The organism is Mesorhizobium sp. M1E.F.Ca.ET.045.02.1.1 (assembly GCF_003952485.1).
In the GTDB taxonomy this organism is placed as follows: domain Bacteria; phylum Pseudomonadota; class Alphaproteobacteria; order Rhizobiales; family Rhizobiaceae; genus Mesorhizobium.
On sequence record NZ_CP034447.1, the window covers coordinates 4,328,021 to 4,340,410 of the forward strand.

Here is a 12,390-nt window from a genome sequence, read left to right on the forward strand (position 1 = left end):
TTAGTTTTGTCGACTAGGTTGAGTTAATGCCGGCGTGTGAAACGCAGATGTCAGGAGGGATCGCGCCAGGGCGCGGGCTTCCGCGCGTCCTGCTTTTGGCGTTTTTCTGCTCGGCCATGCTCGCCGGCGGAGCCCGGCCGGCGGCCGCCTTCGAGATATTCGGCATCAAGCTCTGGGGTTCATCCAAGGACGAGGACGCAGATATCGTCGATCCGCTGCGCTATTCGGTGACCATCGATGCGCCGGACGCCGACAAGGATCTGGTCGAGAAGCTCGAGAACGCCTCGGCGCTCAAAAACGACGAGGAACATCCGGTGTCGGGGTCGCTCGGCCTGATGGCAAAGGCGCGCAGCGACCGCGAGCAGCTCGTTGCCGCCCTTTACGCCGACGCCCGCTACGAAGGCGTCGTCACCATCACCATCCAGGGCAAGTCCATAGACGAACTGCCGCCGGACGCCGAATTCACGGGGCCGCAGCCCATCCCGGTGGTGGTCAGCATCGCCGCCGGGCCGAAATTCACGCTGGGCGACATCAGGCTGAAAGGCGACGCGGCCGGCCTGGCGAGCGCCGATTTCGGCTTGATCGCGGGCGGTGATGCCGGATCGGGAGCCGTGCTCAAGGGTGAGGCGGCAATCGTACGGGCGCTTAAGGAAGAGGGCAGGCCGCTCGCCAAGGTGACGGATCGCGAGATCGTCGCCGATCACGCAACCTCGACGCTCGACGTCACGCTGACCGTGGCGGCCGGCCCTGTCGCCGGCTATGGCGACACCATTGTCGAGGGCACGGAGAAGGTCGATCGCGACTTCACCGAATACATGACCGGTCTCAAGCGGGGTCAGCAATATTCGCCGCAAGAGATTGACGATGCTCGTGATCGGCTGCTCGGGCTCGAGGTTTTCAACAGCGTGACCATCAAGGAAGGCGACAGCCTCGATGGCCAGGGCAATATTCCGATCGACGTGCAGGTCAGCGAGCGCAAGCCGCGCTTTTTCGGCATTGGCGGGACATTTTCCAATACGGAAGGGCTGGGGCTCGAAGGCTATTGGGGCCATCGCAACCTATTCGGCCAGGCGGAGAAGCTGCGCATCGACGGCTCCATCAGCGGCATCGGCAGCAACAGCTTTTCCGCGCTGAACTACAATGCCGGCGTCATGTTCGAGAAACCGGGCGTGCTCGGGCCGACATCGAAGTTCTTCACCGGCATCAAGACGGTGTTCGAACACCCTGATGCCTATGACCATTTCTCGGTCAAGGGCAACATCGGCGTCTCCTACGACCTCGACAAGAGGCAGAGGGTCTCGGCGGAGTTCGCGCTCGACTATTCGCGGATCACCGACACCTTCGGCAAGCACACCTATCTGATCGCCAGTGTTCCGCTGCAATATGTCTATGACAGCCGCGACAACAAGCTCAATCCGACCAGGGGTTTCCGGGCGCTGGCCTATGCCGAGCCAAGCTACGATATCCTGAACGGTGCGACCTTCCTCAAGCTGAAAGGCGAAGGCTCCGCCTACCAGTCGCTCGACACGGCGAGCAAATTCGTTCTCGCCGAACGCGCCACGCTCGGGTCCATCGTCGGCACCGGCCTGCAGAATGTCCCGGCCGACCGGCGCTTCTATTCCGGCGGCGGCGGCTCGGTGCGCGGCTATGCCTATCAGGGCATCGGCCCGAAGGACATCGACGGCCAGCCGATCGGCGGCCTGTCCTTCTTCGAGACCTCGGTCGAGATGCGCATTGCCATCACCGACACGATCGGCATCGTGCCTTTCGTCGATGCCGGCACGGTCTCGACGAAATCCTTTCCCGATTTCTCGGACGTCAAGGTCGGCGCCGGCGTCGGCTTGCGCTATCTTACGCCATTCGGACCGCTGCGCATCGATGCCGCCGTGCCGCTCAACCGCGATCCGAGCGATCCGCATTTCGGCATCTATGCCGGCATCGGCCAGGCGTTCTGACGATGAAGATCTTCTGGCGCATCCTTCGCATTTGCCTCTACGCGCTGCTCCTGCTGCTGGTGGCGGTGATTGGCGCGCTCGTCGTGTTGACCGGCACTGAAGGCGGCCGGCAAAATCTCGCCGGCCTGATTTCAAAAATGGCCTCGACCGAGGATCGCAAGGTCACCGTCAGCGGCATCGAAGGCATCTGGTCCGGCGCGCTGCGGCTGGATCACGTCGTGCTGGAGGATCGCGCCGGGCCTTGGCTGGTGGCGCGCAAGGTGGCGCTCGACTGGTCGCCGACGGCGCTCTTGTCACGCAATTTCAACGCCGACCGCATCGGAGCCGAGCGCATCGAGCTGGCGCGGCTGCCGCAAGCCAGCCAACAGCCGTCGCAAGGCGGCTCGACCAGCCTGCCGGTCTCGATCGACGTCAGAGAGATCGACCTGCCGGAGATCGCGCTCGGGCAGCAGCTCGCGGGCAGCGGCATTGCCGAACTTGCCGCCAAGGGCTCGCTCAAGGCCGACCCATCGCCGCTGGCGGTCGAGACTGTGCTCAACGTCGCCCGCCACGACGGCAAGCAGGGCAATGTCGACGCCAAGATCCATTTCGCGCCGGCCGACAACAAGCTCGACCTCGATCTCAAGGCGTCGGAGCCAGCGGGCGGCATCATCGCCAACCTGCTCAAGCTGCCTGATGCGCCACCCGTCGACATCGTCGTTTCCGGAACCGGGCCACTCGCCAATTGGAACGGCGTCGGCACCTTCGTCGTCGACCGCAAGATCGTCACCCAGCTTACCGGTCGCCACCAGTTGAGCGACAAGGGGCACTATATAGAAGCCAAGGGCGACGGCGAATTCGAGCGCTTCCTGCCGGAAAAGTTCAAGTCGCTCTTTGCAGGCAAGACGAGCTTCGACGTCGCCGGCACCGCCACCAACGCTGGCGGGGTCGATATCGAGCATGCCACCATAGAGAGCGGCGCCGTGCATGGCACGGCCACCGGCAATGTCGACCCGAAGGGCGCCAGCGACCTCGCCGTCGAGCTTTCGGCCAAGGACAAGCCTGTCACGATCGATGTCGGCAACAGCGCGGTGCCGATCCTGGTCGCGGTCGAGAAGGCGACCGCCCGCGCCTTTGGCGACGGCAAGGCGCCGATGGTCGATATCGGCACGTCGCTGGCCTCGATCGCCGTCGGCGGCACGCAGCTCAACAATGTGACGGGACAAATCCATTCCGACGGCTTCGATGTCGAGAATCGCAGCGGCCCGGTCAGCGTGAAGCTCGCCGCCGCTGGCCTGAAGACCGACGTGGCGACGCTGGCGCCGTTGGTGACGGGCACGCTGGCGGCCGATCTTTCCGGTTCGATCAGCCGCGATAACGTCACCATCGACAAGGGCACGCTGCGCAGCGACGCGCTCAATGCTGCGCTGACGGCCGGTGTCTCGCTCGCCGATCTGTCGATGACGCTGAAGATGAATGCCGACGCCGTGTCCAAGGCTTTGCCGCCGCAGATCAGCTCGCTGCTTGGCGAACGGGTGAAATTCTCGGCCACCGCGACCCGCGATCCGCAAGGCGCCTTCGCTGCCAATTCGCTGGAACTCACCTCCGGCTCGCTCAGCGCCAGCGGCACCGCCAGCGCGCAAGGCTCGGATATCCAGGCCAATGTGAAAGGCACGCTGGGCGATGTCTCGGCGCTGTCGTCGCTCGCCGGCACGCCGCTTGCCGGCGGGGTCAATTTCGCGCTGACCGCGAGCGGCCCGCGCTGGGCGCCGGACTTTTCGGTGTCGGCCGACAGCGCCAGCCTGACGGCGGCCGGCCGCACGGTGAAGGACATCAAGCTCTCGGCCAAGGGCAAGGCCGACATCGCCAACCCGCAGGCCGATGTTTCGCTGACGGGCAGCGTCGAGGAGCAGCCGCTCGACATCGGGGCTTCGCTGGTCACCGCCGACGGCAAGCGTTCGATCAGGGGGCTCAGCCTGGCGCTCGGCGACAACAAGGTTTCGGGCGATCTCGCGCTCGACGATCGGCTCCTGCCGCTCGGCACCCTGACGCTGGCCGTTTCCGACATCGCGCCGCTGGCGGCTCTCGGCGGGCAAAACGCGACCGGCGACATAAACGGCACGATCGCCTTCGCCAAGGATGGCGAGGCTCCGACCGTCACCGTCAATGCGGCGAGCACCTCGATCGCGCGCGGCGACCTGGCCGCGAAGACCATCACCGTCAACGCGCTGATCGCCAACTATCTCAAGGGGCCGGCGATCTCGGGCACGATCAAGGCCGACAGCGTGACTTCCGGCGCTACCGTGGTCAGCGGCATCGGCATCGATTTGAAGCGCGATGGCGACTGGACCAATTTTTCCGGCGGCGCGACGGCGTCGGGCATTCCGGCCACCGCGACCGGACGCGTGAAGATTGCCGGCGGCAAGACCAGCGTCGAGATCGCGTCAGGCGAAGCGACCGTGCGTGGCATCAAGGCGGCGATCGCGGAGCCTTCGAGCCTTTCGATCGCCGGCGGCATCACTACCGTCGAGAAACTCGCGCTCGATCTCGGCGGTGGTTCGGTGGCTCTTTCGGGCAACGCTGGCCAAACCCTCGACCTGACGGCCAATTTCGCCAAGCTGCCGGCGGCGCTCGCCAATGATTTCGTGCCTGGCCTCGATGCAGCTGGAACGCTGGAAGGCACGGCGCATGTCACGGGTCCATCGTCCAACCCCGATGTGCGGTTCAACGCCAAACTCGCCGGCGCGGAAACCAGCCAGACACGCCAGGCGGGCCTTGGCCCGCTCAATCTCGATGTCGCCGGCAGCGCTTCGACGGCGGGCGGCCTCGTCATCGATCAGGCGACGCTTTCCGGCGACAAGATCTCGGGCAAGGCCGCCGGCACCATCAATCCGAACGGCGCCAGCGATTTCTCGCTCGATCTCGCCTCGAACGGGCCGAGCCTGCCGCTCAAATTCGGCACCGCCGAAAGCCCGGTCGAGCTGGAAATGCAGACTTTGTCGATGAAGGCCGCCGGGCAGGGCGCGACGCCGCGGCTCGACATCTCGGCCACGCTGCCCTCCGCCACGGCCAACCACATCAAGGTGGAAGGCCTGGCGCTCGCGCTGCATTCGGACGGCTTCGACGTCAAGAGCCGGACCGGACCGGTCTCCGGCACGGTCGCGGCCGACAAGATCGATCTCGACAATCCCACGGTTGCGCCGCTCGTCGCCGGCAAGGTCACGGCCAAGGTCGCCGGCAGCCTTGCCCCTGACGCCCTCACCATCAACAGCGGCTCGGCGACCAGCGGCGCGGTGGATGGCGCCTTCAACGGCCGGGTGTCGTTTGCCGACGGTTCCGTCGACTTCACCGTCAAGGCCGATGTGCTTTCGGCGGCGTTGCCGGCGGCAGCGCGCGGCGTGCTTGCCGAGCGCACGCAATTCAGCGCCACGACGCAGCGTGACGCCAAGGGCAATGTCAGCGTCGGGCCGGTGAAGGTCGCATCGGGCGCGTTCACCGCCGACGGGCAGGCAAGCATCGCCGACAACACGCTTAACGCTGCCATCAAAGGCGCGTTGGCGAACATTTCGCTGCTGTCCAAGGATGCCAAGGGCGCCATCACCTTCGCGCTCGACGCGCAGGGCGCCGCCGCGGCGCCGGATCTTTCGCTCACCGTGAACAGCGACCGGCTTTCGGTGGCGGCGCGCGAGATCACGGGCCTCAAGCTGACCGCGACCGGCAAGGCGGATGCCGCCAATCCGGCGGCCAATGTGCAACTGACCGGCAATGTCGCCGGGCAGCCGCTGCAGGGCAGTGCGGTGCTTGCCACCACCAATGGCAAGAGCGCGATCAACGGGCTTTTGCTGTCGCTGGGTCAGAACAAGATCTCCGGCGATCTCGCGCTCGACGAGGCATTCGTTCCGGTCGGCACCGTGTCGCTCGACTTGCCCGACATCGGACCGCTGGCGGCGCTGGCGCTGGAAAAGGCGGAAGGCGACGTGCGCGGCACGATCGCGTTCTCGAAGGCCGGCAATGGACCGAACGTTGCCGTCAAGGCAAGCACGGCGGCAATCAAGCGCGGCGATCTCTCGGCCAAGAACGTCGCCATCGATGCGCAGATCGCCAACTATCTGGCCGCGCCTGTCATAGCCGGCAAGATCCGCGCCGACAATGTGATATCGGGCGGAACCACCGTCACCGGCATCGATGTCGACCTGAAGCGCGACGGCGACTGGACCGGGTTCTCCGGCGGCGCCACGGTCAAGAACATTCCGGCAAAAGCGGCCGGCCGGGTGAAAGTGGCGAACGGCACGACAACCATCGAGCTGTCGTCCGGCCAGGCGACGGTGCAGGGCATCAAGGCGGCGATCGCGCAGGCCTCGACCGTGACCATCGCCAACGGCGCGACGACGCTGGACAAGCTGGTGCTCAATCTCGGCGGCGGCACGGCGACGGTGACGGGCAAGGTCGGGCAAGCGCTGGACATCAATGCCAATCTGGCCAGGGTGCCGATGTCGCTCGCCAACAGTTTTTCGCCCGGCCTCGATGCGGCCGGCTCGATCTCGGGCACGGTCAAGGTTAGCGGCGCGCCGGCGAGCCCGTCGGTCGCCTTCAACGTGGACGCTTCCGGCGTGCAGACCTCGCAGACGCGCGGCGCCGGGCTCGGCGGCATGAACGTATCGTCGTCGGGAACCTTTGCCGGCAACAAGCTCGCCTTCGAGGCCAACATCAGCGACGGCGCCGGTCTTGGCCTGAAGGGCGGCGGCACGGTTACGACCGCGGGCACGCCGGCCCTGGCGCTCGACTTCAACGGCAAGGTGCCGTTTTCCTTCCTCGCCGCCAAGCTCGCGGCGCAAGGCCTGGGGCTTACCGGCACGGCCAATGTGAACGTGCAGGTGCGCGGCCCGGCGTCCTCGCCGGTCATCGGAGGCACGGTGACCACCTCGGGCGCGCGCCTCGTCGACGCGCGCTCCGGGCTTGCCGTCAACGACATCGCGGCCGATGTCTCGATCGGCAGCGGCGTCGCCAGGATCAATCGCCTGACCGGCACATTGTCGACGCGCGGCAGCCTTTCGGCCAGCGGCACGGTCGGCATCAACCCGGCGCAAGGTTTTCCGGCCGACCTTTCGATCAAGCTGACCGACGGCCGCTATACCGACGGCAGGGTGGTGACCGCCAATCTCGGCGGCGACCTGACCATCAAGGGTCCGCTGGTCTCGGCGCCGGTGATCGCCGGCACCATCAATCTGGCCAAGACCGTCATCACCGTTCCGGAAAAGCTGCCGGGCTCGCTTTCGGCACTCGACGTCAAGCACAAGAATGCGCCGCGCGCCGTGCGGGCGCAGGACAGAGCGCTGAACCCGCCGACATCCGGCGGCGGCAATGGCGGCAGCGGTCTTGTCCTCGACGTGAAGGTCAACGCGCCGAACCAGATATTCATCCAGGGCAGGGGCCTGGACGCCGAACTCGGCGGATCGCTGAAGCTGACCGGCCCGGCGTCCTCGCCGCAGGCGGTCGGCACCTTCACGCTGCAGCGGGGGCGGCTGACGATCCTCGCCAAGCGGCTGACCTTCACCGAGGGCACGGTCGGGTTCCAGGGGTCGCTGGTGCCTTACCTCAACATGACGGCGACCACGACGACGAGCAGCGCCACCGTCACGATTGTTGTCTCCGGAGAGGCGACAAATCCCAAATTCAACTTCTCCTCGGTGCCGGCGCTCCCCGAGGACGAGGTGCTGGCGCAGCTCATCTTCGGCCGCTCGATGTCGAACCTCTCGCCGCTGCAGATCGCCCAGCTTGCCGATGCCGCCGCGCAATTGGCGGGCGCCGGCGGCTCGACATCGCTGCTCGACAATCTGCGCAGCGCCATCGGCGTCGACGATCTCGACGTGACGACGGACGAGAAGGGCGGCACCGCGGTTTCCGCCGGCAAATACCTCAACGACCGCACCTATGTGACGATCCAGAAGGGCGACAAACCGGGCTCCGGCAAGGCGACGATCGACCTCAATGTCGGGCGCGGCGTCAAGCTGCGCGGCGAGGCCAACGACGCCGGCGAAGCCAAAGGCGGCGTCTTCTACGAGCGCGAGTACTGATGACTTGGCACTCGCCTCGGGCGGAGCCAAGGGAGCTTTTACGGCGCGCGCACGGCCCTTATCCACCTAAAATGTCTTGATTTAATCGTCTGTCGATTTTTCGGAAATGTGCGGTGCACTAACAAATTTGCGTCAAGACTGTCGCTATCGCGCGAACCGGCCTCATTCCAAAGTTGCACATTCCCTAACATGTTCCCATTCCAATACCCTCTTTGACATGATGGTCTGGATGCGGAATGTTAAAAGGCAGAAAGCCAACAATGGGAGTCAGTTATGGCAATCTACAAAAGCAACAGCGACCGCGTTCCGGATCACATCCTGGCCTTGGCCGAAGAAGCCAAGGCAGGAAACGTCGACCGCCGCGAATTCCTGGCTCTGGCCAGCGTCTTCGGAGCGTCCACGGCGATGGCTTACGGCCTGCTCGGTCTCGCTGACCCGACCCCGGCGAGAGCCGAGGACGTTCAGGGCAAGAAGGGCGGCACGCTGAAGGTCGCGCAATGGATCAAGGATCCGAAGGATCCGCGCAAGTCCGACTGGTCGGAAATCGCCAATGCCGAGCGCCAGGCGCTCGAGCCGCTGGTCAAGTACACAACCGAATACACCTTCCGCCCCTATCTGCTGGAAAGCTGGGACGTGAACGATGACGCCACCGAATACACCCTGCATGTGCGCAAGGGCGTGACCTGGTCGAACGGCGATACCTTTACTGCCGATGACGTCATCTTCAACCTCAAGCGCTGGGCCGACAAGAAGGCCGAGGGCAATTCGATGCCCGGCCGTCTTGGCACGCTGGTCAAGGACGACAAGCTCGACGAGAGCGCCGTGACCAAGGTCGACGACATGACTATCAAGCTGAAACTCGGCAAGCCCGACATCGCGCTGATCCCGAACATGTGCGACTATCCGGGCCTGATCGTTCACAAGAGCTTCGACGAGAAGGGCGGCGATTTCAAAGCCTGCCCGATCGGCACCGGCCCGTTCGAGCTCGTCTCCTACGACGTCGGCCAGAAGGTGGTCTACAAGCGCCGCGAAGACAACAAATGGTGGGACGGCGAGGTGTTCCTCGACGGCATCGAGTTCATCGACTACGGCACCGACCCGGGAGCGATGGTCAGCGCCTTCGAGGCTGGCGAAGTCCACACCAATTTCGAGACGTCGGCCGACTATGTGTCGATCCTCGACGGCATGGACCTTGTGAAGTCGGAAGTGGTAACGGCCTCGACGATCGTGTGCCGGACCAATGTCAACAACAAGCCGTATGACAACCAGAAGGTCCGCAACGCGCTGCAGCTCGCGGTCGACAACAGTGTCGTCCTGCAACTCGGCTACGGCAATGCCGGCACGGTGGCCGAGAACCATCACGTATGCCAGATTCACCCGGAATACTACGAACTGGCCAAGGTCGCTCGCGATCCTGCCAAGGCAAAGGCGCTGCTGGCGGAAGCCGGCCAGGCCGACTTCGAGCATGAGCTGATCACGGTCGACGAGGACTGGCACAAGAACACCGGCGACGCGATCGCCGCGCAGATGCGCGACGCCGGCATCAAGGTGAAGCGCACGGTGCTGCCGGGCTCGACCTTCTGGAACGACTGGACCAAATATCCTTTGTCCACGACCAACTGGAACATGCGTCCGCTTGGCGTGCAGGTTCTTGCGATCGGCTACCGCACCGGCGAAGCATGGAACGAGACCGCCTGGTCGAATCCCGACTGGGATGCCAAGCTCAACGCCGCGCTGGCCGTCGCCGACGCCGCCAAGCGCAAGGAGATGATGAAGGACATCGAGCAGATCCTGCAGGATTCCGGTATTATCATCCAGCCTTACTGGCGCAAGCTCTACAGCCACTCGGTCAAGGCGGTGCAGAACTACAAAATGCATCCGACCTTCGAACGCGATTACGGCAAGGTCTGGCTCGACCAGGCGTGATTGGAGCCGATCGGGAAGGGGCTCTTGCCCCTTCCCCTCACTCCCATACACAATGCTGGAACCGGAAGCCGCCGCTCCAAGAGCGCGCGGATTTTTCGGCAACGGCATGTAACAAACAGGGTTGATCGCATCCGAGGGTCCGTCGACAATCAGCCTGGACGCTAACGGCCGGGTTGATTTTAGACAGGCTCCAACCCCCAACCAGACCGGCAGGGGCCGCCATGCTATCCTTCATCCTCAGACGCCTTGGCACGATGGCATTGACGATGCTGTGCCTGACATTGGTCGTTTTCTTTCTGATCAATCTCAACCCGAACCTGAAGAAGCTGGCGATCAGCCAGACCGAAATGCACACCTCGGCCGAGCAGCTCGAGGATTGGCTGGTCAACCATGGCTACCGGCAGAATTTCTTCGTCCGCTATGGTCAGTGGCTGGGGATCCTGCCCAAGCAGCCGATCACCGATCCGGCGACGGGCAAGCCGGCGCAGCGCTTCTCCTTCTGCAACGATCCGGTGGAGCCGAAATTCTCCGGCGTGCTGCAGGGTGATTTCGGCTGCTCGACCAAATTCAAGACGACGGTCGGCGCGAAGCTGTTCCCGGCGCTCGGCGCCACGGGGCTGCTGATGTTCTGGGTGCTGGCGGTGATGGTGCCGATCTCGCTGCTTGTCGGGATACTCGCCGGCATGCGCGAGGGCTCGCGCACCGACCGCACGCTGTCGGTCGCCTCGATCGCCTCGACGGCGACGCCTGAATATGTATCGGGCGTCATCTTCACCGTCATCTTCGCCTCGTGGCTCGGCTGGCTGAACGGCTCGGCGGCCTCGGCAAGCCAAGGCCTCACCTTCTATAATTTCACCCTGCCGGTGATGACGCTGGCCATCTACGGCACCGGCTACATAGCGCGCATGACACGCGCCTCGATGGTCGAGGTGATGACGCAGCAATATATCCGCACTGCCCGCCTCAAGGGGCTCTCCTTCAGCAGCGTCGTCGTCAAGCACGCACTGCGCAACGCGCTGATCGCGCCGTTCACCGTAATCATGCTGCAATTCCCGTGGCTGCTCACCGGCGTCGTGATCGTCGAGGTGATGTTCCGCTACCAGGGGTTCGGCTACACGCTGGTGGAAGCGGCGGGCAACAATGACATCGACCTTCTGCTCGGTTGCTCGCTGGTCTCGGTGTTCATCGTGCTGATCACGCAGCTCATCTCGGATGTCGGCTACGCGTTTCTCAATCCGCGTATCAGGGTTCAATAGGGGGCGAAGCGGATGCAGATCGAATATATCAGCGCCCTCAGCGTCATTATTGGTGTGATTTCCAGGTTCTGGCCGGTCTGGCTGGCGCTCGCCATCGTCATGGGCGTGAGCTTCGCCTATAAGAAGAAACTCGGCCTCTACGGCCAGCTCTTCGACAGCGGCGTCGGCATTGCCGGCGTCGGCATCTGCCTGTTCTGGCTGTTCACGGCGATCTTCGCCTCGACCATCTCGCCCTTCGATCCGCTGGCGCAGGTGTCGATCATGAAGGACACGCTGCCGGGCGCAATCGAGCCGACCTCGAAGCTCATCTATTATTTCGGCGGCGACAAGCTCGCGCGCGACGTGTTCTCGCGCATGGTCTATGGCAGCCAGATCGTGCTGATCATCGCCCCGGCCGCGACCGGCTTTGCGCTGATGGTCGGCATCACGCTCGGCCTGCCGGCCGGCTACTACGGCGGCAAGATCGACACGGTGCTTTCGTTCCTCGCCAATCTGGTGCTGGCTTTCCCCGTCATTCTGCTGTTCTACCTGCTTGTTACGCCCGGCATCATGGACACGCCGATCCCCTATGCGATGGCCGGCCTGTTCTTCCTGTTTCCGATCATCTTCTTCAGCGTGCTGTTCTGGACCCGCTACAAGAACCGGCCGGACCGGCTCTATATCCTGCTCGGCCTAACGCTCGTCATCGGGGGTTGGATCTATATCGGCCTCGTCTTCGACAAGGATCCGCTGAAGATCGTCCACATCGATCCCAACCAGCTCAACATTTTCGTCGCGGTGGTGTTCGCTTCCAGCCCCGGCGTGTTCCGCATCGTGCGCGGGCTCACCATGGACATCAAGACGCGCGACTATGTGGCGGCGGCGCAGACGCGCGGTGAATCGCCCTGGTACATCATGTTGTGGGAGATCCTGCCCAACGCGCGCGGGCCGCTGATCGTCGATGCCTGCCTGCGCATCGGCTACACGACGATCCTGCTCGGCACGCTCGGCTATTTCGGCCTCGGGCTGGCACCCGAAAGCCCCGACTGGGGCACCGCGATCAAGGATGCGAGCCGCCTGTTGCGCTCCTTCATCCATCCGGCGCTGCCGCCGACGATCGCGCTGATGTCGTTCGTGCTGGGGCTGAACCTTCTGGCGGATTCGCTGCGCGAACAGTCGATGAAGGATTGATGGCGGGGTCTTCGGCCCTACTTGGAAAAC

The 12,390-nt window shown here is 64.2% G+C and carries 5 protein-coding genes; all 5 read left to right on the plus strand.

Annotated features, from left to right (window positions below):
* Positions 1 to 26: 26 nt before the first annotated feature.
* The 5 genes from EJ070_RS20820 to EJ070_RS20840 all read left to right on the plus strand — a co-directional run bounded on the left by EJ070_RS20820 (position 27) and on the right by EJ070_RS20840 (position 12,360).
* Positions 27 to 1,955 (plus strand): autotransporter assembly complex family protein, encoded by a 1,929-nt coding sequence (locus tag EJ070_RS20820; protein WP_126093012.1) that lies wholly within the window; start codon positions 27 to 29, stop codon positions 1,953 to 1,955.
* Between the two features lie 2 nt (positions 1,956 to 1,957).
* Positions 1,958 to 8,008 carry a translocation/assembly module TamB domain-containing protein gene (locus EJ070_RS20825; RefSeq protein WP_126093013.1) on the plus strand — a complete coding sequence of 2,017 codons (6,051 nt, stop codon included), beginning with the start codon at positions 1,958 to 1,960 and terminating at the stop codon, positions 8,006 to 8,008.
* Positions 8,009 to 8,281: 273 nt separating this feature from the next.
* Positions 8,282 to 9,934 carry an ABC transporter substrate-binding protein gene (locus EJ070_RS20830; protein WP_126093014.1) on the plus strand — a complete coding sequence of 551 codons (1,653 nt, stop codon included), beginning with the start codon at positions 8,282 to 8,284 and terminating at the stop codon, positions 9,932 to 9,934.
* A gap of 221 nt (positions 9,935 to 10,155) precedes the next feature.
* The gene (locus EJ070_RS20835; protein WP_126093015.1) at positions 10,156 to 11,190 is read left to right on the plus strand and encodes an ABC transporter permease; all 1,035 of its coding nucleotides are present in this window, start codon (positions 10,156 to 10,158) and stop codon (positions 11,188 to 11,190) included.
* Between the two features lie 12 nt (positions 11,191 to 11,202).
* Positions 11,203 to 12,360 (plus strand): ABC transporter permease, encoded by a 1,158-nt coding sequence (locus EJ070_RS20840; RefSeq protein ID WP_126093016.1) that lies wholly within the window; start codon positions 11,203 to 11,205, stop codon positions 12,358 to 12,360.
* Positions 12,361 to 12,390 lie beyond the last annotated feature (30 nt).